The sequence below is a fragment of the Streptomyces erythrochromogenes genome (assembly GCF_040684695.1).
Lineage (GTDB): Bacteria > Actinomycetota > Actinomycetes > Streptomycetales > Streptomycetaceae > Streptomyces > Streptomyces erythrochromogenes_C.
In genome coordinates, this window is the sequence record NZ_JBFBGM010000014.1 from 182414 (window position 1) to 207038 (window position 24625).

The 24625-nt window shown below is 71.5% G+C and carries 18 protein-coding genes; 8 read left to right on the plus strand and 10 right to left on the minus strand.

Going from position 1 to position 24625, the window contains the following annotated elements; translation table 11 throughout:
* Positions 1–7: 7 nt before the first annotated feature.
* Positions 8–907 (plus strand): LysR family transcriptional regulator, encoded by a 900-nt coding sequence (locus AB0O53_RS21705; protein WP_350995330.1) that lies wholly within the window; start codon positions 8–10, stop codon positions 905–907.
* 287 nt (positions 908–1194) lie between these two features.
* Here AB0O53_RS21705 and pepN (AB0O53_RS21710) read toward each other — a convergent pair whose 3' ends face one another.
* Positions 1195–3789 carry an aminopeptidase N gene (gene pepN / locus AB0O53_RS21710; protein WP_365197534.1) on the minus strand — a complete coding sequence of 865 codons (2595 nt, stop codon included), beginning with the start codon at positions 3787–3789 and terminating at the stop codon, positions 1195–1197.
* 138 nt (positions 3790–3927) lie between these two features.
* Between pepN (AB0O53_RS21710) and AB0O53_RS21715 the strand changes: the two genes are divergently transcribed.
* Positions 3928–4428, plus strand: coding sequence for a DUF1203 domain-containing protein (locus tag AB0O53_RS21715; RefSeq protein ID WP_350995334.1), 501 nt, complete (start codon positions 3928–3930; stop codon positions 4426–4428).
* Between the two features lie 59 nt (positions 4429–4487).
* Here AB0O53_RS21715 and AB0O53_RS21720 read toward each other — a convergent pair whose 3' ends face one another.
* Entirely contained in the window at positions 4488–5516 is a 1029-nt protein-coding gene (locus AB0O53_RS21720; protein WP_350995337.1) for an aspartate-semialdehyde dehydrogenase, read from the minus strand.
* Positions 5517–5785: 269 nt separating this feature from the next.
* On the opposite strand from AB0O53_RS21720, the gene AB0O53_RS21725 reads away from it, so the two are divergent.
* Positions 5786–7267 carry a M28 family metallopeptidase gene (locus AB0O53_RS21725; RefSeq protein ID WP_350995428.1) on the plus strand — a complete coding sequence of 494 codons (1482 nt, stop codon included), beginning with the start codon at positions 5786–5788 and terminating at the stop codon, positions 7265–7267.
* 77 nt (positions 7268–7344) lie between these two features.
* Here AB0O53_RS21725 and AB0O53_RS21730 read toward each other — a convergent pair whose 3' ends face one another.
* Together AB0O53_RS21730 and AB0O53_RS21735 are read right to left on the minus strand one after the other, a co-directional pair.
* Complete coding sequence (locus AB0O53_RS21730) at positions 7345–10668, minus strand: S8 family serine peptidase (protein WP_350995339.1); 3324 nt, start codon at positions 10666–10668, stop codon at positions 7345–7347.
* 273 nt (positions 10669–10941) lie between these two features.
* Complete coding sequence (locus AB0O53_RS21735) at positions 10942–11502, minus strand: CGNR zinc finger domain-containing protein (protein WP_350995341.1); 561 nt, start codon at positions 11500–11502, stop codon at positions 10942–10944.
* A gap of 122 nt (positions 11503–11624) precedes the next feature.
* Here AB0O53_RS21735 and AB0O53_RS21740 point away from each other — a divergent pair, with 122 nt between their 5' ends.
* Together AB0O53_RS21740 and AB0O53_RS21745 are read left to right on the plus strand one after the other, a co-directional pair.
* Positions 11625–12083, plus strand: a complete 459-nt coding sequence (locus AB0O53_RS21740) for a VOC family protein (protein WP_350995343.1) — start codon at positions 11625–11627, stop codon at positions 12081–12083.
* A complete protein-coding gene (locus tag AB0O53_RS21745) occupies positions 12083–12970 on the plus strand; it encodes a pyridoxamine 5'-phosphate oxidase family protein (protein ID WP_365197539.1) in 888 nt (295 codons plus the stop codon). Before AB0O53_RS21740 ends, AB0O53_RS21745 begins: the two co-directional genes overlap by 1 nt.
* Here AB0O53_RS21745 and AB0O53_RS21750 read toward each other — a convergent pair.
* Together AB0O53_RS21750 and pepN (AB0O53_RS21755) are read right to left on the minus strand one after the other, a co-directional pair.
* Complete coding sequence (locus tag AB0O53_RS21750) at positions 12946–13908, minus strand: hypothetical protein (RefSeq protein WP_350995347.1); 963 nt, start codon at positions 13906–13908, stop codon at positions 12946–12948. The genes AB0O53_RS21745 and AB0O53_RS21750 overlap by 25 nt on opposite strands.
* Positions 13909–14076: 168 nt before the next feature.
* The gene (gene pepN, locus AB0O53_RS21755; RefSeq protein ID WP_350995349.1) at positions 14077–16635 is read right to left on the minus strand and encodes an aminopeptidase N; all 2559 of its coding nucleotides are present in this window, start codon (positions 16633–16635) and stop codon (positions 14077–14079) included.
* Positions 16636–16773: 138 nt separating this feature from the next.
* On the opposite strand from pepN (AB0O53_RS21755), the gene AB0O53_RS21760 reads away from it, so the two are divergent.
* Positions 16774–17424, plus strand: a complete 651-nt coding sequence (locus AB0O53_RS21760) for a mycothiol-dependent nitroreductase Rv2466c family protein (RefSeq protein WP_350995351.1) — start codon at positions 16774–16776, stop codon at positions 17422–17424.
* 123 nt (positions 17425–17547) lie between these two features.
* Here the strand turns inward: AB0O53_RS21760 and AB0O53_RS21765 are convergent, their stop codons facing one another.
* Together AB0O53_RS21765 and AB0O53_RS21770 are read right to left on the minus strand one after the other, a co-directional pair.
* Positions 17548–18204, minus strand: a complete 657-nt coding sequence (locus tag AB0O53_RS21765; protein WP_030958438.1) for a superoxide dismutase — start codon at positions 18202–18204, stop codon at positions 17548–17550.
* Positions 18205–18364: 160 nt separating this feature from the next.
* On the minus strand, positions 18365–19765 hold the full coding sequence (locus AB0O53_RS21770) for an amino acid permease (RefSeq protein WP_365197543.1): 1401 nt from the start codon (positions 19763–19765) through the stop codon (positions 18365–18367).
* A gap of 180 nt (positions 19766–19945) precedes the next feature.
* On the opposite strand from AB0O53_RS21770, the gene AB0O53_RS21775 reads away from it, so the two are divergent.
* Positions 19946–20728 (plus strand): SDR family NAD(P)-dependent oxidoreductase, encoded by a 783-nt coding sequence (locus AB0O53_RS21775; protein WP_365197546.1) that lies wholly within the window; start codon positions 19946–19948, stop codon positions 20726–20728.
* A 63-nt stretch (positions 20729–20791) separates the two neighbouring features.
* On the opposite strand, the gene AB0O53_RS21780 is transcribed toward AB0O53_RS21775, so the two are convergent.
* A complete protein-coding gene (locus AB0O53_RS21780) occupies positions 20792–22189 on the minus strand; it encodes an amino acid permease (protein WP_350995355.1) in 1398 nt (465 codons plus the stop codon).
* A gap of 285 nt (positions 22190–22474) precedes the next feature.
* On the opposite strand from AB0O53_RS21780, the gene AB0O53_RS21785 reads away from it, so the two are divergent.
* Positions 22475–23059, plus strand: a complete 585-nt coding sequence (locus tag AB0O53_RS21785; protein ID WP_350995357.1) for a biotin transporter BioY — start codon at positions 22475–22477, stop codon at positions 23057–23059.
* Between the two features lie 101 nt (positions 23060–23160).
* Here the strand turns inward: AB0O53_RS21785 and AB0O53_RS21790 are convergent, their stop codons facing one another.
* On the minus strand, positions 23161–24597 hold the full coding sequence (locus AB0O53_RS21790; protein ID WP_350995359.1) for an amino acid permease: 1437 nt from the start codon (positions 24595–24597) through the stop codon (positions 23161–23163).
* Positions 24598–24625: the final 28 nt, after the last annotated feature.

A 24625-nucleotide genomic window follows, 5' to 3' on the forward strand; every position in this document is an offset into this window, starting at 1 on the left:
CGGGCCCATGACCGAGTGGGACATCAAGAAGCTGCGGATCCTGCGGACCCTCGCCGAACGGGGCACCGTGACCGCGGCGGCCGAGGCGCTCCACATGACGCCCTCGGCCGTCTCGCAGCAGCTGACGAACCTCTCCCGGCAGCTCGGTGTGGCCCTGCTGGAGGCACAGGGCCGCCGGGTCCGCCTCACCGACGCGGCCCACCTCGTCCTGCGGCACGCGGAGGAGGTGTTCGCGCAGCTGGAGCGGGCCGACGCGGAGCTGGCGGGCTACCTCGCCGGGGACGCGGGAGAGGTACGGGTCGGGGCGTTCTCCACCGCCGTGCCCGCGCTGGTGGTCCCGGCGGTGGCGGAACTGCGCAGGGCCCACCCGGGGGTGGAGGTCCGGGTCCGTGAGACCGAGGCCGCGGAATCGTACGAGCTCCTGTCCGCCGGGGGCGTGGACCTCGCGCTGTCCCTGGCGGCCCACGCGCCCACCGCGCGGGACCGGCGGTTCACCCGGGTCACGCTCATGGAGGACCCGCTGGACGTGGCGCTCCCGCCGGGGCACCCCCTGCGGGACGCGGCCGGCCTGCGGCTGGCGGACCTGTCCGGCGACCCGTGGATCTACGGGGGCAGCGGCCCCTGGTCGGAGATCGCCCGGGGCGCGTGCGAGGCTGCGGGCTTTGTCCCCGAACAGGCCCACTCGGCATCGGGATGGACGGCCATCCTGGCCATGGTCGAGGCGGGGATGGGCGTGGCCCTGGTCCCGCGGATGGTGTCGAGCCGGGCCTCCGGCGTGGCGGTACGGGTGCTGTCGCGGGACCGGCCGACGCGGCACGTGATCGCGGCGGTCCGCCGCGGAGCCGAGTCCGCTCCCGCGGTGGCCCACGTCCTCACGGCCCTGCGGACCGTCGCTGCCGCACGCTGACCCCGTCGGGCCGGGCCGCAGGCGCCGGGCGCGGGCGGGGCATGCCGCTGCGCGGAGCTTCTCCCCGCCCCGCCCTTTCTCCGTTTCCCGGGCTCCGCCCCGGACCCCGCGCCTCAAACGCCGGCGAGGCTGGATTTCCGGACCCGTGCCCTCGATCGCCGGGCGGGGCTGGAAAATCCAGCCCCGCCGGCGTTTGAGGCGCGGGGGTGCGGGGGCAGGGCCCCCGCCACGGCGCCGCACCCGCGGGGGACACCGCCCCGGCGGGTGCGGGCAGAGCCCGGGGGCCCTCAGACCTGAGCGGCAGCGGACGCTGCGGCGTCGGCGGCCTGGGCCTTCAGGGCGCGTTCGACGCCCGCCCGGGACTCCGACACCAGACGCCGCAGCGCGGCGTTCGGCTCGGCCGAGGCCAGCCAGGCGTCCGTCGCGTCCAGGGTCTCCTGCGAGACCTGGAGCGCCGGGTACAGGCCCACCGCGATCTGCTGGGCGATCTCGTGGCTGCGGGTCTCCCAGACCTCCTTGACCGCCGCGAAGAACTTCGCGGTGTACGGGGCCAGCAGCTCGCGCTGGTCGGTCTGGACGAAACCGCCGATCACGGCCTCCTGCACCGCGTTCGGCAGGTCGCCGGACTCCACCACCGAGGCCCACGCCGCGGCCTTGGCCTCCGCCGTCGGGCGGGCCGCCCGGGCGGTCGCCGCGTGGCGCTCGCCGGCCGCCGTCGCGTCCCGCTCCAGCTCCGCCGCGATCGCCGGCTCGTCGGCGACGCCCGTCGCGACGAGCCGCTCCAGGAACGCCCAGCGCAGCTCGGTGTCGACGGCCAGGCCCTCGATCTCGGCCGAACCGTCCAGCAGCGCCGACAGGTACGCCAGCTGCTCCTCGGTGCGGGCGGTGGCCGCGAAGGCCCGCGCCCACGCCAGCTGGTGGTCGCCGGCCGGCTCCGCCGCGCGCAGGTGCTCCAGGGTGGCCCCGGTCCAGGCCGCCAGGCCCTCCTCACGCCACGCCGGGTCCGCGTAGAGGTCGACGGCCAGCTTCACCTGGCGGTGCAGCGACTGGACGACGCCGATGTCGGACTCCTTGCCGATGCCCGAGAGCACCAGCGAGAGGTAGTCGCGGGTGGCGAGCTCGCCGTCACGCGTCATGTCCCATGCCGAGGCCCAGCACAGGGCGCGCGGCAGGGACTCCGCGAAGTCGCCGATGTGCGCGGTGACCGCGGCGAGGGACTCCTCGTCCAGGCGGACCTTCGCGTACGACAGGTCGTCGTCGTTGAGCAGGAAGACCGCCGGGCGGGTACGGCCGACCAGCTCCGGCACCGTGGTCAGCGCGCCGTCGATGTCCAGCTCGATCCGGTCGGTGCGCACGAGCGCGCCGTCCTGGAGCTCGTACAGGCCCACCGCGATGCGGTGCGGGCGCAGCGTGGGCTCGCCCTTGGCGCCGGCGGGCAGCGCGGGCGCCTCCTGGCGGATGCCGAAGGCGGTGATCACGCCGTTCGCGTCGGTGCTGATCTCCGGGCGCAGGACGTTGATGCCGGCCGTCTCCAGCCACGCCTTCGACCAGGCGGTCAGGTCGCGGCCCGAGGTCTCCTCCAGCGCGCCCAGCAGGTCCGACAGGCGCGTGTTGCCGAAGGCGTGCGCCTTGAAGTAGGCCTGCACGCCCTTGAAGAAGGCGTCCGTGCCGACGTAGGCGACGAGCTGCTTGAGCACCGAGGCGCCCTTGGCGTACGTGATGCCGTCGAAGTTGACCATGACGTCGTCGAGGTCACGGATGTCCGCCATGATCGGGTGCGTGGACGGCAGCTGGTCCTGCCGGTACGCCCAGGTCTTCATGGAGTTGGCGAAGGTGGTCCACGCGTGCGGCCACTTCGAGCCCTCCGCGTACGCCTGGCACGCGATCGAGGTGTAGGTGGCGAACGACTCGTTCAGCCACAGGTCGTTCCACCACTCCATGGTGACGAGGTCGCCGAACCACATGTGGGCGAGCTCGTGGAGGATGGTCTCCGCGCGCACCTCGTACGCCGCGTCCGTCACCTTCGAGCGGAAGACGTACTGGTCGCGGATGGTGACCGCGCCCGCGTTCTCCATCGCGCCCGCGTTGAACTCCGGCACGAAGAGCTGGTCGTACTTGGCGAACGGGTAGTCGTAGGCGAACTTCTCCTGGAACCAGTCGAAGCCCTGCCGGGTCACGTCGAAGATCGCGTCCGCGTCGAGGAACTCGGCGAGCGAGGGCCGGCAGTAGATGCCGAGCGGCACGGACTGCCCGTCCTTGCCCTCGTAGGAGCTGTGCACCGCGTAGTAGGGGCCGACGATCAGCGCCGTGATGTACGAGGAGATGCGCGGGGTCGGCTCGAAGCGCCAGACGTTGTCCTTGACGTCCGCCGGCGCGGGCGTCGGGGAGTTCGAGATGACCGTCCAGCCCTCGGGGGCCGTCACGGTGAACTGGAACGTGGCCTTCAGGTCGGGCTGCTCGAAGCTGGCGAAGACCCGCCGCGCGTCCGGAACCTCGAACTGGGTGTAGAGGTAGGCCTGCTGGTCGACCGGGTCGACGAAGCGGTGGAGGCCCTCACCGGTGTTGGTGTACGCGCAGTCCGCGACGACCCGCAGCTCGTTGGCGCCGGCCGCGAGGTGCGCCAGGGCGATCCGGGAGTCGCGGAAGACCGCCGCGACGTCGAGCGACTTGCCGTTGAGGACGACCTCGTGCACCGCCGGGGCGACCAGGTCGATGAAGGTCTCCGCCCCGGCCTCGGCCGACTGGAAGCGCACGGTGGTCACGGAGGGGTAGGTGCCGCCCTCCTGCGCGCCGCTGAGATCGAGTTCGATCTCGTACGAGTCGACGGTGAGCAGCTTCGCACGCTGCTGAGCCTCTTCACGGGTGAGGTTCGTGCCTGGCACGCGGTCATCTCCTTCGATGGTGACGTTGCCCCGACATCCTTCCACGGGGAAACGCCTGCCGCCCCGGAGTAATCCACGGGCGAACGCGAGGTCGCAAACCTGCCGGACACCGGCGCCCCGCCCCGGCACGCTGGGGGCATGACCAGCAGATACCGGGCGATGCCCATCGAGGAGGCGGCGCTCAAGGAGCTCCGTGCACGCGACGACGCGGGACGCGGCCCCGCCCCGTACACCGACGCGGAGGGCGGGGCGCCGCTGCGGTGCTGCCTGCGCACCAGCACGGCGGGGGAGCGGATCGCCCTCGTCTCCTACGCGCCGCTGCGCCGCTGGGCGCAGCGGACCGGAGCCGATCCCGGCGCCTACGACGAGCAGGGGCCCGTCTTCATCCACGCCGAGGACTGCGCAGGGCCCGCGGACGGCGGCGGATACCCCTTCGCCCGGTCCGGGGTGCAGCGCACCGCCCGGCGCTACGACGCCCGCGGGCACATCCTCGGCGGACGGGTCCTGGACCTCGGGGAGGATCCCGACGGGGTGGTCGAGGGAGCCCTCGACGAGGCCTTCGCCGATCCCGGGGTGGCCCTGGTCCACCTGCGCTTCGCGGAGTTCGGCTGCTTCCAGTTCGAGGTGCGCCGGCCCTGACACGGCGGGAGGGCGGGCGCCGTGCGGCGCCCGCCCTCCTGGTCGTACCGGGTGCGGGGTCAGCCGCGCAGCTCCTCGGCCACGAGCTCCGCGATCTGGACCGCGTTCAGCGCGGCGCCCTTGCGGAGGTTGTCGTTCGACACGAACAGCGCGAGGCCGTTGTCCACCGTCTCGTCCACGCGGATGCGGCCCACGTACGAGGCGTCCTTGCCGGCGGCCTGGAGGGGGGTCGGGATCTCGGAGAGTTCCACGCCCGCGGCGTCCTTCAGCAGCTCGTAGGCGCGCTCGACGCTGATCGGGCGGTCGAAACGGGCGTTGATCTGGAGGGAGTGGCCCGAGAAGACCGGCACGCGCACGCAGGTGCCCGAGACCTTCAGCTCCGGGATCTCCAGGATCTTGCGGGACTCGTTGCGGAGCTTCTGCTCCTCGTCGGTCTCGAAGGAGCCGTCGTCGACGATCGAGCCCGCGAGCGGGAGCACGTTGAAGGCGATCGGACGCTTGTAGACGCCCGGCTCGGGGAAGTCGACGGCACCGCCGTCGTGGACCAGCCCGGTCGCGCCCTCGGCGACGGCCTTGACCTGGCCGTCGAGCTCGGCGACACCGGCCAGGCCGGAGCCGGAGACGGCCTGGTAGGTGGTGGCGACCAGCGAGGTCAGGCCGGCCTCCTCGTGCAGCGGGCGCAGCACCGGCATGGCCGCCATGGTGGTGCAGTTCGGGTTCGCGATGATGCCCTTGGGGCGGTTCTTGATCGCGTGCGGGTTGACCTCGGAGACGACGAGGGGGACCTCGGGGTCCTTGCGCCAGGCGGAGGAGTTGTCGATGACGACGGCGCCCTGCGAGGCGACCTTCTCGGCCAGGGCCTTCGAGGTGGCGCCGCCCGCGGAGAAGATCACGATGTCCAGGCCGGAGTAGTCGGCCGCGGAGGCGTCCTCGATGGTGATCTCGCGGCCCTCCCACTCGATCGTCGAGCCGGCGGACCGGGCCGAGGCGAACAGGCGCAGCTCGTCCACCGGGAACTTGCGCTCGGCGAGGATGCTGCGCACGACTGCGCCTACCTGACCGGTGGCTCCGACGATTCCGACCCTCACGGTGACTCCTTCTGCTCCGTTACGACGCGGGCGCGCGTGGGGCCATCATGCGTTCGACCCCACGCGCCTTGTCCAATTTATTGTCCGAGGAACGGACGGTGTTCTGAATGTGAACACCCATGACGAGTGCATGGCGGCCGTGTTTCACGGCCCCGGAACGACCGTTTTGCCTGGTCGGGGCCGGTTAGCGTCCGATCTGTCGTGACCGCTATGCGGACATGATCGACTGCTGATCGCAACATACCTCGGGGAGATCCACCGTGCGTGCCATTCGCCGCAACCGCCATCGCCACCGGTCCATACCGGCGCTCGCCGCCCTCGCGGCAGCCGCCGTCGCCGCACCCGTCCTGCTCGCGGCCGCCCCGGCGGCGGCCCACCCGCGCGAGGGCCGGCTCGCCGGGGAGCTGGTGGAGGAGGTCACCGCCAAGGGCGCGTACCGCCACCTGAAGAAGTTCCAGCAGATCGCCGACGCCAACGGCGGCAACCGCGCCGCCGGCACCCCCGGCCACGCCGCCTCCGCGGCCTACGTGCACGACACGCTGAAGAAGGCCGGGTACGAGGTCTCCTACCAGGACTTCGACATCCACGAGGCGCACACGCGGACCGAGCGGACCACCGTCCTCGGCCAGGACCCCCGCGAGCCGGCCACCGCCGCCTTCACCTTCACCCCGTCCACCCCGGCGGGCGGCCTGACCGCACCGCTCGTGCCCGCCCGGGTCGACGAGACCCCCGGCTGCACGGCGGACGACTATCCGGCCGGTGCCTTCACGGGGAAGATCGCCCTGGTCAAGCGGGGTTCCTGCACCTTCGTGGAGAAGCAGCGGGCGGCGGCCGCGGCGGGCGCGCTCGGGATCATCGTCTACAACCACAGCGGTACCACCCCGGTGCGGGGCGGCTACTCCTCGCCCGCCGAGGGGATCATCCCGAGCGCCGGCATCACACTGGCCGACGGCGAGGCGCTGGCCGCAGCCGCCGGGAAGGGCGAGGTGACCGTACGCCTGGACCTGGACCAGGAGCACTTGAAGAAGACCACCCGCAACGTGATCGCCGAGACCCGGGGCGGCCGCTCCGACCGCGTGGTGAGCCTCGGGGCGCACCTGGACTCGGTGCCCGAGGGCCCGGGCATCAACGACAACGGCTCCGGTTCGGCCGGTCTGCTGGAGGTGGCCCTGAAGCTGGCCGGGGAGGGCGCCAACAAGAAGGGGAAGGGGCCCGCCAACAAGGTCCGCTTCGGCTGGTGGTCGGCGGAGGAACTGGGCCTGCTGGGCTCGGAGCACTACGTCGCGCAGCTGTCGGAGAAGCAGAAGAAGGACATCGCGCTCTACCTGAACTTCGACATGATCGCCTCGCCGAACCCGGTGCAGTTCGTCTACGACGGCGACGACTCCGACCGCACGGGCGCCGGCGCCGGCCCGGCCGGCTCGGCGCAGATCGAGGCGCTGATCAACGGCTTCCTCGACCGCAAGGGCAAGCCGCACGAGGGCAGCGACTTCGACGGCCGCTCCGACTACGGGCCGTTCATCGCGAACGGCATCCCGGCCGGCGGCACCTTCACCGGGGCCGAGGGCATCAAGACCCCCGAGCAGGCCAAGAGGTACGGCGGCACGGCCGGCGCCCCGTACGACCCGAACTACCACGGGGCCGGAGACGACCTGGGGAACCTGGACCTCAAGGTCTTCGACACCAACCTGGACGTGATCGCGCACGCGGTCGGCACCTACGCCGAGTCGCTGCGCTCGCTCGGCAGGTAGCGGGGCCGGGGGTGGAACGGCCCGAGGGGGCGGTGCTCGTCAGAGCGCCGCCCCCTCGGGTTTCCCTGCGGAAGGTGCTACGGGAGGACCTTCTCGATCTGCACGCTGCCGGTGCCGGCGGCGGTGCCGCGGGCGTTGAGCAGCTCGACCTGGCCGAAGAACTGACGGCCCTCGGGGGCCGCGCTGGTGACCAGGACGTTCGCCGAGACCTGCGCGGTGGCGCCGGTGGCGAGGTTCACCGCGGCGGCCTCGTCGACCTGGACGGAGCCCAGGGCGGCCGAGAAGAACACGTCGCGGTAGTCGTACGTGGTGGAACCGGACGGGATCGCGTAGCCGATCACCTTGACGGTGTAGGTGCCCGCGGCCGGGTTCACCAGGCTCACGGCCTCCTCGGAGTCGCCGTCGGCGGCGGAGCCGACCTTGACGCCGTCCTTGTAGACCTCGAGGTCGAGGTCGGCGGCGGTGTCGGACACCTTGCCGATGGCCACGTCGAGGCGCGAGGTGCCCGCGGGCACCGCGATCTCGGTGGTGTGGGTCTCACCGTTGGCGATGGTCGGCTTGGCGACCTTCGCGGAACCGAGCGGGCCGCCCTTGAGCTTGCCGCCGCTGATGGCCGCGCCGGCGTTCTTGACGCTCCACTGGACCGGGGCCGGGGTGCCCTGCTTGACCTCGGGCAGGACCTTGACCGCGGGGTCGAAGGCCGCGCCGAGCACGGAGACGTCCAGCTTGAACGGGTTGTCCAGGACCGGCGACGTACGACGGGCCTCGACCTCGATCTCCCAGACGCCCGGCGTCGGCTCGGGGTACGAGCGCACGTCGGGGCGGCAGGTGTTGGCCGGGTTGTCGTAGTTCGGGTAGCAGTTGGTCGTGGCCGTCGGGTCGACCGGCGTGCCGTACGGGTGGATCGCGATGAAGCGCGTCTGGGCGCCGGCCGCGAGACCGCTGAGCGCGACCTCCAGGCTCTTGGCGCCCGGCGGCACGGTCACGAAGTACGACTTGTGCGAGTTGCGCTGCACGGTCGAGGACTGCGACAGGGAGAACGACGGCGCGGCCAGGGGGGCGGAAGCCACGACGGTCGTCAGGATCTGCTTGTCGATGCCCTCGGTGGTCTCGTCGTCCAGCTGCAGGATGCCGCTGTGGACGCCGGCCGTCTTGGCGTTGGCCTCGACCTTGATGGTGACGGGCTTGTTCAGCGGCAGGGTGACGTAGTCGTAGCCGCCGATGACCTTGAAGGTGCCGTCGTTGTTGCGCCAGCTCAGGTCGTGCCGGGTGCCGTACTTGACGCCCGTGGTGCGGGTGACGACGACGTTGTAGACCTTCTTCTGGCCGACCTTGAGGCCGCCCTCGCGGTCGTACAGGCCGGTGCCGAAGCCCGGGGTCTTCAGGAACTGGTCGATCGCGGTGTCGACCGGCGCCTTGACGGTGAACTCGTTGGCCTTGGCGTCACGCTGGATGGACTCCCAGGCGCCCTTGACGTCGATCAGACCCGAACCCTGCGCGTGCGCCGGGACGTTGTCGATCTTCTTCGCGGAGCTGGTGAGCGCGACCCGCAGGGAGGCCGGGGTCAGCTTGATGTTCTGCTGCTTCGCGGCCGAGATCAGCAGGGCGCTGGCGCCCGCCGCCTGCGGCGAGGCCATCGAGGTGCCCTGGAGCATGCCGTAACCGGCCGGCAGGGTGTAGCCGGCCTCCTTCACCGGCGCGCCGGGCAGCCAGGTCTGGATGGTGTTGATGGCCGCGCCGGGGGCGCTGATGGTCGGCGTGAAGCCGCCGTCCTCACGCGGACCGCGCGAGGAGAAGGGGAACATGTTGTACTTCGTGCTCACGCCGGAGCCGTAGTTGGCGGCCCACGTCTCCTTCGAGACCGAGGCGCCCACGGAGATGACCTTGTCCGCGAGGGCCGGGTCGCCGATGGTGTTCACACCCGGGCCGGAGTTGCCGGCCGAGATGACCAGCTGGACGCCGTAGGTGTCGACGAGGTTGCGGTAGAGCTCGGCGCGCGCGTTGTTGCCGTCGTTCAGCGCCGGCAGGCCGCCGATGGACATGTTGACGATGTCCACGCCGCGGTTGACGACGAGGTCGATCATGCCCTCGGTCAGCGCGATGTTGGTGCAGCCGCCGGACCAGGAGCAGGCGCGCGAGGAGACGAGCTTGGCGCCGGGCGCCTCGCCGTTCATCTTGCCGCCGAAGAGGCTGTTGGCGGCGGTGATGCCGGCGACGTGCGTGCCGTGCTCGGACTCGATGATGCCGATGTTGACGAAGTCGGCCTTCTTGCCGACCCAGTCCCCGCCGAGCGGGTCCATCGGGACGTCCTTGCGGATCTCGATCACGAACGGGATCCGCTCGGCGACCTCGGTCGCCGGGTTGTCCGTGCCGAAGTAGCCGATCTGGTAGCCGTCCTTGTACGGCTTCATCGGCTCGTTGTTCGTGAAGTCGCCGTCCTGGTCGGTGTCGACGCGGACGGTGCCGGCGGCCACGTCGTACAGCATGCCGAACCGGTCGGTGGTGTCACCGTCGCGGTTGACGTCGCCCGCCATGTCACCGGTGGCGGTGATCGACTCGCTGAACCGGCTCCACTGGAAGCTGCCCTCGGGCGCCTTCCAGCTCTGGCCGCCCGCGGTGAAGGTGCCGCCCGCGGCCGTGACGGGGGTGATCTGGGCGCGCCAGGTCCCGTCGTTGTCGGTGATCGGGTCGGTGGCCGTGACCCAGTCGACGATCTTGCGCTCGCCGGTGGTGGTCTTCTGCAGGGCCGGGTGGCCGAGGTCGACACCGGAGTCCATGATGCCGATGGTGACGCCGCGGCCGTCGGCCTGCGGGTTGTCCTCGACGAAGTCGACCGCGCCGGTCTCGAAGGACGGGTTGTACGGGTTCTTCGCCGGGGTGTTCTTGTCCGGCGCCGCGTACGTCTCGGCCGCGGTCTTCTTCACCGTGCCGGTCTCGCGGCCGGATTCGGGCCGCGGGTCCGGCAGCTGGATCTCGTGGCGCAGGTCGATGCCGTGCACCGAGGACAGCTTGGCGGCCGCCTTCAGCGCCGCCTCCGCCTGGGCGGTGGGCACGGTGGCGCGCACGTAGCCGAGGTTGTCGTACGTCCGGCCCACCGAGGCGCCCTGGACGGCGTCCAGCTGGTCGGCGACCTGCTTGGTCTGGCCGGGGGCGGTCGCGACCATGACGGTGACGTTCGCGTCACCCTTGGCCTTGGCCTCCTGGAGGAGCTCGACGTCGGCCGAACCGAGCTTCTGGTCGGCGGACTTGACCGCGGGCGAGGTGCCCGGGGTGTCCGCACCGGTCGCCGCGAACGCGGGCACGGCGCCGCCCGCCACGAGGGCGGCGACCAGGCCTGCCGCGGCCGCGACGCGCGCGGCGCGTCTGGGCCCGGGTATGGAGCTGGGGGATTCGAGGGTCATCAGCATCCCTGGTAAGTGAAAGATACGGTCCGGATTTCGGTGCCGGATGACCGGTCAGCTTTCCTCAAGCGACCGGTCTTTGGGGAGGGATGTCATCGACCGAGACCTACCGTGGCGGACACTCGCCAGTGCGGTGTTCCCGCCAGTGGGCCCGTATCCGGGCACAGTGGTGCGAACCATGGGGGCTGAAGAGTTGATTTATCGACTTAGTGGCCCCAAGTCGGTACCGGGGCGCGGGCGCGCACCGGTACGGGTGTGACAGATTTCGAGCGATCAGCGCTCGCGCGTGCGCGCGTAGTGGCGCGAGGCCTTCGCCCGGTTTCCGCAGGCGGACATCGAGCACCAGCGCCGCGTTCCGTTGCGCGAGGTGTCGTGGAAGTGCAGGACGCAGGTCTCCGAGGCGCACTTGCGGATCCGGTCGGGCGCCGAGCCCAGGAGGTCGAGGTAGTCGCGCGCGGCCGTCCAGGCGGGCCCCCAGGCGGGATCGGCGAACTCGGCCCGCTCGCCCGGCCCTTCGGCGGTCAGGGTGGCGCGGATGCGGCCGTGCTCCAGTACGGCGTCGATCAGCGCCCGGGCGCTCTCGTCGGCGGGGTCCGCCACCGCGCGGGCCAGTGCCTCGCGCGCGGTCATCAGGTGGACGAGGGTCGCGGCGTCGGCCCGGAACCGGCGGGCCAGTCCGGTGGACTCCAGCCAGACCGCGAGCCCTTCGACCCGGCTCAGCCCGAAGGCGCCGGCGAAGAGGTCGGCGGGCTCGCCCTCGTGCATCCAGCGGGTGTTCAGCAGGTCGAGGGCGATCGGCTCCCCGGTCAGGGGCCGCGGGTCCGCCGTGGTCATGTCCGTCTCCTCGCTCGCTAACCCCTCAAGGGTACGTGAGCGGTTGACGCCTGTGGTTCTAACCTTTAAATTGAATGTAGAAGGTTAGAGACCAGGGAACGGCCTCCGGGGAAGGACCCGTCATGACCACCGCCATCAGCAGGCTCCGCACCGGGCACATCGGCCTGAACGTCACCGACCTGGAGCGCTCGCTCGCGTTCTACCGCGACGCGCTCGACTTCCAGGTGCTGGGCGAGGGCAAGGAGGAGGGCCGCCGCCACGCCTTCCTCGGCCGGGACGGCGAGCTCGAACTCACGCTCTGGCAGCAGGCCGACGGCGCCTTCGCGCCGGCCGCGGCCGGGCTGCACCACCTGGCGTTCTCGGCGGACCACGTCGAAGAGGTGCGCGCGTACGAGGAGCGGCTGCGGGGCCTCGGCGTCACGTTCGCCCACGAGGGCGTCGTCGCGCACCGCGAGGGCGCGGCCTCCGGCGGCATCTTCTTCCACGACCCCGACGGCACGCGCCTGGAAATCTCCGTACCGACCGGCGCCGAGGGTGCCCCCGCCCCCACCGCGGACGCGCCGACCTGCGGGTTCTTCTGATGTCCGGCGTCTACCACTGGGGGTCGCTCGCGGTGCAGGAGCGGGTCGGCGTGCGCGGGCCGGCCGAGCACGTCGGCCGCTCGATCGGCACCGGCATCCGCGACGTCGCCGCGGCCTTCCTGGAGCTCCAGCCGCACCTGGTCGTCGGGGCCGCCGACGGCGCAGGCCGGATGTGGGCCTCCTTGCTCACCGGCCCGCCCGGCTTCGTACGCGCCACCGGTCCGCACCGGATCGCCGTCGCCGGCGGTCCGCCCGCGGGCGACCCGCTCGCCGAGGCGCTGGCCACGGACGGGACCCGGGTCGGGACCATCGCGCTCGACCCGCGCACCCGGCGCCGCATGCGGCTGAACGGAACCCTCGCGGCGACCCCGCGGGGCTTCGCCGTCGAGGCCGAGCAGGTCTTCGCCAACTGCCCCAAGTACCTGCAGAAGAGGCAGCCGCTGGAGCTGGTCGCGGCAGGGGCCGGCGTCGTGCGCCGCGGGGACGCGCTCACCCCCGGCCAGGTGCGCACCGTACGCGGCGCCGACACCTTCTTCATCGCCACCACGGCGCAAGAGGAGGGGGTGGACGCCAGCCACCGGGGCGGGCTGCCGGGCTTCGTGGAAGTGCTCTCCCCGGTCGAACTGGCCTGGCCCGACTACGCGGGGAACGCCATGTTCCTGACCCTGGGCAACCTCACGGCCGATCCGCGGGCCGGGCTGCTCTTCCCGGACTGGGAGAGCGGGTCCGTCCTCCAGCTCAGCGGCCGGGCCCGGACGGAGTTCGCGCCCGACGGCGGCCGCCGCACCCGCTTCCGGGTGGAGTCGGTGGTGGAGGCCGTGCATCCGGGGCGGCTGCTGTGGAGTACCCCGGAGTACTCCCCTCACCTCGGGAGCACCACCAGGTAGGCGGCGGGCTCGTGGTCCGCGGACGCCGTCAGGGCGGTCCGGATGACCGCGGCCTGCTGCTCGGGCCAGTCGCGGAGCTTGCGCGGGGTGATGTGCACGACGGTCACCCCGAGCCGCTCCAGGGTCTCGCGCTTGCGCACGCACTCGGACCACTCCTCGTCCTCGCCCTGGCGCGGGGCGCGCGTGTCGATCTCCACGGCCACGGCGTGCTCGGGCCAGTACGCGTCGACCCCGCCGAGGTGCGGGCCGCCGGGGATCCGCAGGTCCACGTTCCAGACGGGGTCGGGGAGTTCGTGGCCGCGCACGACCTGGTACAGCCGGTCCTCGGCGATGGCCCGGCCCTCCGCGAGGAGGGACTCCACGGCGTCCACCACGTGCGGCCGGTTCAGCAGCCGGGCCACCGTCAGCTCCCGTACGACGGCCGCCGGTTCGCAGTGCCCGCTGCGGACGGCCTCGCTCAGCAGCCGGCGCACGGTGCCGGCGTCGGAGAGCTGCGCGACGGCGTCGGCGACGGCCCGCGCGACGGGTGCCACGGGCAGCCCGGTGACCTGCTGGGGCCGGGGCGCGGTGTGCGCGCGCACGATCCGCACGTCGCCCGTCGACCGCAGCCGCCGGGTGCCCTGCACCAGGACGTCGATGTGCGAGAGGGCGAGCAGCGGGGGCGCGGCGGCGAACCGGTAGAGGGCCAGTGCCGCCAGCCCGGTGATCATGGCCTCGCCCGCCCCGCGCCGCCCCGCGTACAGCAGCGCGGCGTGCAGCCGCTCCTCGCTCGTCGCCGGTCCGGCGTGGAGCAGGAACACGCCGGGCAGGATCTGCTGCCAGGGCCGCTCGGCCGCCTCGGAGGCGCTCACGCCGTGCTCGCGCAGCTGTGCGAGGGTCAGCACGCGGGGACGGTTGCCGGTGAGGTGGGCGAGGGGGAGGGGTGCGTTGTGGTTCATGACGCGGTGATTCCCTCAGGCCATGGCCTTGCTAACCCCTGTTACACGCTCGTCGACAAATCCGGACAAGACGGGGCTAAAGTACGGGCGTTCGACTGCCGATGAGGTGCGCCCGTACGGGTGACCGGTTCCGCTGCCGGGGCGCCGCCCCGGCAGCGGAACCGCGCACTAGGCGCCCGCCGCCACGTCGCAGGCCTGGGCGCGCAGGGCCCGGGCCAGGTCGTCGCGGGACTCCAGGACCAGGCGGCGCAGCGCCGGCGGAGCCGATGCGTGGGCCGACAGCCAGGCGTCGGTGGCCTCCAGCGTCGCCGCGTCCCCCTGGAGCGCGGGGTAGAGCCCCTTCACGATGTCCATCCCGATCTGGATCGACCGGTCCGACCACACCCGCTCGATGACCTCGAAGTAGCGCCCCGCGTGAGCCGCCAGCAGGGCCCGCTGCGAGGACTGCTGCATGCCCGCGATCGTCGCCTCCACCAGCGCGTTCGACAGCGCGTCCGACTCGACGACCGCCGCCCACGCCTGGTCCTTGACCGCCTGCGAGGGCCGCGCCGCCAGGCACCGCACCTGGTGCCGCTTGCCCGACGCCGTGTCGTCCCGGGCCAGTTCGGCGGCGAGGACGCCCTCGTCCACCGCCCCGTGCGCGGCCAGCGGCAGCAGGAAGTCCCAGCGCAGCTCCTGGTCCACGTCCAGTCCGTCGATCCGGGCCGAACCCTCCAGCAGCCCCAGCAGCAGCTGGAAGTCGCCCTCGCTCGCCGCGCTCGCCGCGAAGAACCGCGCCCACGTCAGCTGGTGCTCCGACCCCGGCCGTGCCGCCCGCAGCTCGTGCAGCGCGCCCGCCGCCAGCTCCCGGCCGACCTGCTCGCGCCGGTCCGGCGCCGCGTAGTGGGTGACCGAGGTGTGCGCCTGCGCGTGCAGCTGCTGCAGGACGCCGACGTCCGTCTCCCGGCCCGCGTGCGCCAGCACCAGCGAGACGAAGTCGCGCGCCGGCATCAGGCCGTCCCGCGTCAGGTTCCACAGCGCCGACCAGCTCAGCGCCCGGGCCAGCGGGTCCGCCAGGTCGCCCAGGTGCGCGCGCAGGGTGGCCAGCGAACCCTCGTCGAAGCGGATCTTGCAGTAGGTGAGGTCCTCGTCGTTGACCAGGACCAGGTCGGGCCGGTCCTGCCCGGCCAGCTCCGCGATCACCGAGCGGGACCCGGAGACGTCCGCCTCGGCCCGGGCGTAGCGCACCAGCGCGCCGTCCGGCTCCAGCCGGTACAGGCCCACGCCGATGCGGTGCGGGCGCAGCTCGTCGCCCTCCTGGACGACCGCGAGCTCGGTGATCCGGCCCTCGGCGTCGTAGGTCACCAGCGGGGTCAGCACGTTCACGCCCGCCGTCTGCAGCCAGGCCCGCGACCACTCGGTCATGTCCCGCCCGGACACCTCGCCGAGCACCGACAGCAGGTCGTCGAGGGTGGTGTTCCCGTACGCGTTCGCCTTGAAGTAGCGGCGCGCGCCCTCCAGGAACGCCTCCCGGCCGACGTAGGCGACCAGCTGCTTGAGCACCGCCGCGCCCTTGGCGTAGGTGATGCCGTCGAAGTTCAGCTTCGCGTCCTCCAGGTCACGGATGTCGGCCGTGATCGGGTGCGTGGACGGCAGCTGGTCGGCGCGGTAGGCCCACGCCTTGCGGCTGTTGGCGAAGGACACCCACGCCTGGTCGAAGCGGGTGGCCTCGACGAGCCCGAAGGAGCCCATGAAGTCCGCGAAGGACTCCTTCAGCCACAGGTCGTCCCACCACTTCATGGTGACGAGGTCGCCGAACCACATGTGCGCCATCTCGTGGAGGATCACGTTCGCGCGCCGCTCGTACGAGGCCTGCGTGACCTTGCCGCGGAAGATGTACTCCTCCCGGAAGGTCACCATCCCCGGGTTCTCCATCGCGCCCAGGTTGTACTCCGGCACGAAGGCCTGGTCGTACTTCCCGAAGGGGTAGGGGTAGTCGAAGATCTCGTGGAAGAGGTCGAAGCCCTGCTTGGTGACGAGGAAGACGTCGTCCGCGTCGAAGTGCTTCGCGAGTCCCTTCCGGCACATCGCGCCCAGCGGGATGGTCAGGTCCCCGCGGGTGTAGGTGTCCGTGACGTAGTGGTAGGGCCCGGCCACCACGCAGGTGATGTACGTGGAGATCGGCGCGGTCTCGGCGAAGCGGCGGGTCTGCCCCTCGCGGGACTCCTCCACGCCGTTGCTCCACACCTGCCAGCCCTCGGGCGCGGTCACCTCGAAGCGGTACGGCGCCTTCAGGTCCGGCTGCTCGAAGTTCGCGTAGACCCGGCGGGCGTCGGCCGGCTCGTACTGCGTGTAGAGGTAGACCTCGCCGTCCTCCGGGTCGACGAAGCGGTGCAGGCCCTCGCCCGTCCGGCTGTACGCGCAGTTCGCGTCGACCACCAGGACGTTCTCGGAGGCCAGGCCGTCCAGGGCGATGCGGGCCCCGTCGAAGACGGCGGCCACGTCCAGCGCCCGCCCGTTCAGGGTGACGGAGTTCACCGAAGGGGCGATCAGGTCCGCGAAGGTGGCACCGCCGGGGGCCGCGGCCCGGAAGCGGACCGTCGTCACCGAGCGGAAGGTCCGCGGGCCCTCGGCCGGCTCGGCCTCGTCCACCGCCGACCTGATGTCGAGGACGACCTCGTACCCGTCGACGGACAGCAGCTCGGCCCGCTCGCGGGCCTCCTCGCGGGACAGATTCTCTCCGGGCACCTGCACTCCTTCGTGCGCGATCGCGTTCTTGGTCGAATCCTCGCACGAGGGGAATGCGTGCGAGGGCGTCCTGGTTGGCCACGGAGGACATGCGCCGTTGATGCCTTTTTCCGCCTGAGACCGACACCGAGGAGAGACATGACCGAGACCCAGGTGCGCGAGAAGACCCCGGTCGACTTCTGGTTCGACCCGCTCTGCCCTTGGGCCTGGATGACGTCCCGTTGGATGCTGGAGGTCGAGAAGGTCCGCGACGTCGAGGTGCGCTGGCACGTGATGAGCCTCGCCGTCCTCAACGAGAACAGGCTCGACGAGCTGCCCGAGGTCTACCGCGAGCTGCTCGGCCCCAAGGGCTGGGCCCCCGTGCGCGTGGTCATAGCGGCCCAGCAGAAGCACGGCGACGAGGTCACGGGCAAGCTCTACACCGCGCTCGGCACCCGCATCCACAACGAGGACAAGGGGGCCACCCGCGAGGTGATCGCCGAGGCGCTGGCCGAGGTCGGCCTGCCGGCCGAGCTGCTCGCGTACGCCGACTCCGACGAGTACGACGAGGTGCTGCGCGCCTCGCACAACAACGGCATCGACCGCGTGGGCCAGGAGGTCGGCACCCCGGTGATCTCCGTTCCGGGCGCCGACGGCGAGGGCGACGTCGCCTTCTTCGGCCCGGTCGTCACCCCGACCCCGCGCGGCGAGGCCGCCGCCCGGCTGTGGGACGGCACCCTGCTCGTCGCCTCCACGCCCGGCTTCTACGAGATCAAGCGGACCCGCACCAAGGGCCCCTCCTTCGAGTAGCCCGTACGGCGAGGAGACACAGAAGACCCCCGTGAGTCACGTCCTCACGGGGGTCTTCTGCTGGACACGCCCGCCGGTGAAGGTTGAGAAGACGATCACGAGGCAGACGGACTCGGGGTGCGATCAGCCCTTGACGGGGATCAGCAGCGGGGTGTTCGCCTTGGCGTCGGCGTAGCGCTTGGAGACGTCCTGCCAGTTGACGACGTTCCACATCGCCTCGATGAAGTCCACCTTCTGGTTCTTGTACTGCAGGTAGAAGGCGTGCTCCCAGGCGTCGAAGACCAGGATCGGGGTGCTGGCCACGCCCACGTTGCCCTGGTGGTCGTAGACCTGCTCGACGACCAGACGGCCGCTGACGGGCTCGTACGCGAGCACGCCCCAGCCGGAGCCCTGGGTGGCGGAGGACGCGAAGGTCAGCTGCTTCTTGAACTTCGCGAAGGAGCCGAAGGACTCGGTGATCGCGTCGGCCAGGTCGCCCAGGCCGTCGGCCGCGGTGGGCTCGCCGCCGCCCTCGCCGGTCTTCGGGCTGGCCATGTTGTGCCAGTAGATGCTGTGCAGGATGTGGCCGGAGAGGTGGAACGCGAGGTTCTTCTCCAGGCCGTTGAGCGCGCCCCAGTTCTCCTTGTCGCGCGCCTCCGCCAGCTGCTCCAGCGTGTTGTTGGCGCCCGTGACGTAGGCCGCGTGGTGCTTGTCGTGGTGCAGCTCGATGATCTGCGGGTTGATCACCGGCTCCAGCGCCGCGTAGTCGTACGGGAGCTCAGGAAGCGTGTAGATGGCCATGCGTGTTATCCGGTCCCCTCAGCGTGCCAATCGCTAATTGCAATTAATGCGCAACTGCACGCTAGCAGTATCTATTCCGCCTCACGAGTAAGGGTTACCTCTGTAAAACGCAGGTGGGCCCCGTGCGTTCGCACGGGGCCCACCTGCGGAGGAAGGGCTGTCAGCGGGCGTCGGCCGCCCGGCGCTGCAGGACGTATCCGGTCACCGCGAGGGCGGCGGTGAGGCCGCCGGTGAAGATCACCTGGACCCGCGTGTCCTCGCCCAGCGCCATCAGCACCAGGACCCCGGCCACGCCGGCCAGCGCCACCCAGGTCAGGTACGGGAAGCCCCACATCCGGACGACGAGCGTCTCGGGGGCCTCGCGCTCCAGCCGGCGGCGCAGCACGAACTGCGAGACGGCGATGAAGCCCCAGACCACGAGGATGACGCCGCCGACCATGTTCAGCAGCCAGGCGAACAGGGTGTCCGGGTACCAGTACGACAGCAGCACGGTGACGAAGCCGAAGCCGGAGGAGGCGAGCACCGCCCGGCGCGGCACGCTGCCGGTGACCTTGCCCAGCGCCTTGGGGCCCTGGCCGCGGGAGACGAGGGAGTAGGCCATGCGCGAGGAGCCGTAGATGTTGGCGTTCATCGCGGACAGCAGGGCGATCAGGATGACCACGTTCATGATCTCGCCGGCCGCCGGGATGCCCAGGTGGTCCAGGGTGGCCGCGTAGGGGCCGTCCTCCGTGACCTTCGGGTCGTTCCACGGCAGCAGGGTGACGATGACGAGCATGGAGCCGACGTAGACGACGGCGATGCGCCACATGGTGGTCTTCACGGCCTTGGCCACGCCCTTGACCGGGTTCTCCGACTCGGCGGCGGCGATGGTGACCGTCTCCAGTCCGCCGTAGGCGACGACCGAGGCCAGCAGGCCGACGAGCAGGCCGTCCACACCGTTGGGCAGGAAGCCGCCGTCGTGGAGCAGGTTGGCGGTGCCGGGCGCGCCGGTGCCGGGCAGCAGGCCGAGGACGGCCAGCACGCCCAGCCCCAGGAAGAGGCCGATGGCCCCGATCTTGAGGGCGGAGAACCAGAACTCGAACTCGCCGAAGTTCGAGACGGCGGCCAGGTTGGAGCCGCAGAACAGCGCCATGAAGACCAGCACCCACATCCACGACGGGGTGCCCGGGAACCAGCCCGCCATGATGTGCGCCGCGCCGATGGCCTCGATGGCCACGCCCACGCACAGCAGGGTCCAGAACATCCAGCCGGCGGTGAACCCGGCCCACGGGCCGATCGCCCGCTCCGCGTGCACCGAGAAGGAGCCGGAGGCGGGGTTGGCGGCGGACATCTCGCCGAGCATCCGCATCACGAACATCACGAGCAGTCCGGACGCGGCGTAGGCGAGCACGATCGAGGGGCCCGCGGCCGCGATGCCGGCTCCGGAGCCGACGAAGAGACCCGCGCCGATGACGCCGCCGAGGGCGATCATCGAGAGGTGGCGCTGCTTGAGTCCGTTGCCGAGGGGTGATCCGCCGTCGGTCTGTGGTGCTTCGGGAGGTGTCAGGGTGCTCTGGCTCATTGCGGGTGTGCCTGTCCGGTTGTACGGGGGGACGTGATGAGGTGCCCCAGTCTCACCTCTGTCCGATCTTCGGATGGTCGACGTCCGGTATTCGGACAGTCGAATGACCGGCCGTGATCACCCCCGTACGCTGCAGACAGGACGCGGGCGACGCGACGACGGCGGACGGGGGACGACCGAATGGACCACGACGTAAGGGAATTGGCTGCCACGGGTCGGGGGGTGCTCGTCACTGGGGCCTCCCGGGGAATCGGGCGGGCCGTCGCCACCGCCTTCGCCGAGCAGGGGGACAGGGTCGCGGTGCACTGCACGGCCCGGCACGCGGACGCCGAGCGCACCCTCGCGGACCTCCCTGGCGAGGGCCACGTCCTCGTCGTCGGAGACCTCGGCGACCCGGCCCGCGTGGAGGCCCTCGCCGCCGAGACCGAGGAGGCGCTCGGCGGCATCGACGTCCTCGTGAACAACGCCGCCGTGATGCTCGCGCACCCGCTGCCCACGACCTCGTACGCCGACTGGCAGGAGGCCTGGCGGCACACGGCCGCCGTCAACCTCTTCGCCCCGGCCAACCTCACGCACTGCGTCGCCCGCCGCATGATCGACGGCCGACGGGAGGGCCGCGTCGTCAACATCGGCTCGCGCGGGGCGTTCCGGGGCGAGCCCGACCACCCCGCCTACGGTGCCACCAAGGCGGCCCTGCATGCGCTGGGCCAGTCCCTCGCCGTCTCCCTCGCCCCGCACGGCATCGCCGTGGCCTCCGTGGCGCCCGGTTTCGTGGCCACCGAACGGGTCGCCGGGCGGCTCGAAGGGGAGGAGGGCGAGCGGATCCGGGCGCAGAGCCCCTTCGGCCGGGTCGGCACGCCGCAGGAGGTCGCCGCCGCGGTGCTGCACCTGGCCTCGCCCGCGGCGCGCTGGAGCTCGGGCGCCGTGCTCGACGTCAATGGAGCCTCGTACCTGCGCACCTGACACGCGAAGGCCCCCGCGCCGGGTGCGCGGGGGCCTTCGCGTGGGCCGTGGACCGGCGGGCGGTCAGGACTTCGGGCTGCGCCGCTCCCGTACGAAGGCGACCAGGAGGACCAGCAGGGCCGCGCCCGTCGACCACAGCAGCTGCGGGCGCGCGGAGTCGTCGAACAGCATCAGCACCAGGACCGCCGCCATCCCGGCCAGGGCGGCCCAGGTGGCGTACGGGAACAGCCACATCGGCAGGACCAGCCGCTCGGGCATGTCCCGCTCGATCCGGCGGCGCAGCTTCAGCTGCGAGACCGCGATCAGCGCCCACACGAACAGCAGCACCGCGCCGACCGCGTTGAGCATGTAGAGGAAGATCGTGTCCGGCCACAGCAGGTTGAGCAGCACCGAGACGAAGCCGAAGGCCACCGAGGCGAACACCGCCCGGCGCGGCACGCCGCCGCCCGAGACCTTCAGCAGGGACTTCGGCGCCTCTTCGCGCTCGGCCAGGGAGAAGATCATGCGCGAGGACCCGTACAGGTTCGCGTTGAGCGCCGACAGCAGGGCCACGAACACCACGATGTTCATGATCTGGCCGGCCCCCGGGATGCCGATGGAGTCCAGGACGGCGACGTAGGGGCTCTGTCCCGGCTCCAGCGAGTTCCACGGCAGCAGGGTCACGATGACCACCATCGAGCCGACGTAGAAGAAGAGGATGCGCCAGACGGCGCTGCGCACCGCGCGGGAGACCGAACGGGCCGGGTCGTCGGACTCGGCGGCCGCGATGGTGACGACCTCCAGGCCGCCGAAGGCGAAGATGACGGCGAGCATGCCGGCGACCACGCCGCCGAAGCCCTCGGGGAAGAAGCCGCCCTGGCCGGTGAGGTTGGCCATGCCCACCGGGTCCGTGTCCGGGAGCACGCCGAAGATCGCGAGGGTGCCGAGGATCAGGAAGAGCACGATCGCGCCGACCTTGAGGGCGGCGAACCAGAACTCGAACTCGCCGAAGTTCTTCACCGCGGCCAGGTTGCTCACGGTGAAGACCACCATGAAGAGCAGCACCCAGACCCACTGGTCGACCGAGGGCACCCAGCCGTTCGCGATCTTCGCGGCGCCGGTGGCCTCGACGGCGAGCACCACGACCAGCAGGAACCAGTACAGCCAGCCCGCCGAGAAGCCGGCCCAGCGGCCGAGCGCCCGCTCGGCGTAGACGGAGAACGAACCGGAGGCGGGCATCGCGGCCGACATCTCGCCCAGCGCGCGCATCACCAGCATCGCGAGGACGCCGGCGAGCAGGTAGGAGCAGATGATCGCGGGACCGGCGATGCCGATGCCCGCGCCGGAGCCTACGAAGAGGCCGGCGCCGATCACGCCGCCGAGCCCCAGCATGGTCAGGTGGCGCTGCTTGAGGCTGTGGCTGAGGGGTTCCGGGGGCAGCTCGCCCGTCGTGGGAGGTGCTTCTGGCAGGCGCTCACGCATGAGGAGTGCTCGTACTCTCGTTCGGCCCAGCGATGGTGGGGACTCCGCCTGTGGCTTGGCGGGATCCAACAGTCTCACTGAGCGGCGGCTGTCCGTGCAAAACGGACGTGCTATCGGATGTTGCTCGTGATGAGGATCACGTCGGCGCGGCCGGGGAAGTGGGCTTTGTTCATTCCCCACCATCGGGGGGAGCGGGGCTTTGTTCCGGGCGGCGGTGGGGCGGCCCCGGACCGCGCACTAACGTCGGTGATCGTCCCGACCCTCACCACCTCGCGGAGCCCCCTCATGAGCACTGCTTCCGTCTCCCTCCGGCCCGGCACCGTCCTCGCCGACCTGCTGCCCGCGAGCCGCGTGCGCGACATCGCGCTCGTCGTCGGCGGTGCCGCGCTGACCGGTATCGCCGCGCAGATCGCGGTGCCCGTGCCCGGCTCCCCGGTCCCCGTCACGGGCCAGACCTTCGCCGCACTGCTCGTCGGCACCGCCTTCGGCGCCCGCCGCGGCTTCCTGGCGCTGGCGTTGTACGCCCTCGTCGGCATGGCCGGCGTGCCGTGGTTCGCGGGCGGCACCTCCGGCGCCGGCGGTGCCTCCTTCGGGTACGTGCTCGGCATGCTGCTCGCCGCCACCGTCGCCGGCGCCCTCGCGCGGCGCGGCGCCGACCGCTCGGTCCTGCGCACGGCGGGCACGATGGTGCTCGGCTCCGCGGTCATCTACGCGGTGGGCGTGCCGTACCTGATGGCCGCCACCGGGATGTCCCTGAGCGCCGCCGTCGCGGCGGGCCTGACCCCGTTCCTGATCGGCGACGCCCTCAAGGCGGCCCTCGCGATGGGCGCCCTGCCGGCCGCCTGGAAGCTGGTGGGCCGCCGCGGCTGACGCCGGCGCCACCCCCCCGTACCGCCGGAGCCCGGCCCGCCTGACGAGGCGGGCCGGGCTCCGGCGTGTGTACGGGACGTACGGGACGGGATCGGGCTCGGTCAGCCCTGGACGGCGGCCCGCTTGCGGCGGAAGTCCAGGACCACACCGACGGCCACGACCAGGCCGGCGACGAGGGTGGACAGGGTGACCACCTCGCGGTTCGCGTCGTCCACGAACATGTAGCCGATCACGAACATGATCAGTGCGGCGGTGGCCCAGGTCAGCCACGGGAAGAGCCACATCTTCACGGTCAGCTTCTCCGGGGCCTCGCGGACCAGGATCCCGCGCATCTTCAGCTGGGTGAAGCAGATCACCAGCCACACGAAGAGGGCGATGGCGCCGGAGGAGTTCAGGAGGAAGTTGAAGACCGTGTCCTTGAACGCGTAGTTGAAGTAGACGGCGACGAAGCCGAAGACCGTGGAGCCGAGGATCGCGGCGACCGGCACGCCCTTGGCGTTGACCTTGGCGAACGCCTTGGGGGCGTCGCCGCGCTCACCGAGCGAGAAGGCCATGCGGGAGGCGGTGTAGAGGCCGGAGTTCAGGCAGGACAGCACGGCGGTCAGGACGATGACCTCCATGATCGTGCCGGCGTTCGCGATGCCGATCGAGTCCAGGGCGGCGACGTACGAGCCCTTCTCGGTGATCGACTTGTCGTTCCAGGGGAGCAGCGTCAGCACGACGAAGATCGAGCCGAGGTAGAAGACGCCGATGCGCCAGATCACGGAGTTGGTGGCCTGCGTGACGGCCTTGCGGGGGTTCTCCGACTCGCCGGCGGCGAGGGTGACGATCTCGCTGCCCATGAAGGAGAAGACGACCATCAGCACACCGGTGAGGACCGCGCCGTAGCCGTTGGGGAAGAAGCCGCCGGCGTCGGTCAGGTGCGCGAAGCCCGCGCCGGGGTTGTCGGAGCCGGGCAGGACGCCGAAGACGGCCAGCATGCCGATGACCACGAAGGCGCCGATGGCGACGACCTTGATGCCGGCGAACCAGAACTCGAACTCACCGTAGGAGGCGACCGAGCCGAGGTTGGTGACGGTCAGCACCGCCATCACGATCAGGGCCCAGGCCCACTGCGGGACGGCCGGGATCCAGTTCTCCAGGATGGCGGCACCGGCGGTGGCCTCGACGGCGAGGACGACGACCCAGAAGAACCAGTAGAGCCAGCCGATGGAGAAGCCGGCCCAGCGACCGAGCGCGCGGTCGGCGTAGGCGGAGAAGGAGCCCGAGTTCGGGCTGGCCGCCGCCATCTCGCCGAGCATCCGCATCACGAAGACCACCATGGCGCCGACGAGGGCGTAGGAGATCAGGATGGCGGGACCGGCCTTGGCGATACCGCCACCGGAGCCGACGAAGAGACCGGCGCCGATGACGCCGCCAATGGCGATCATGGACAGGTGGCGGTTCTTGAGACCGGCCTTCAGACCGTCGGAAGGCAGACCGTCACCGGGGTTCCCGGTGGGGTTGCCTTCTTTCTGGAGGGTCGTCGTGGAGCTCATGGACGGATCCTTAGGTTCTCGGGTTGCG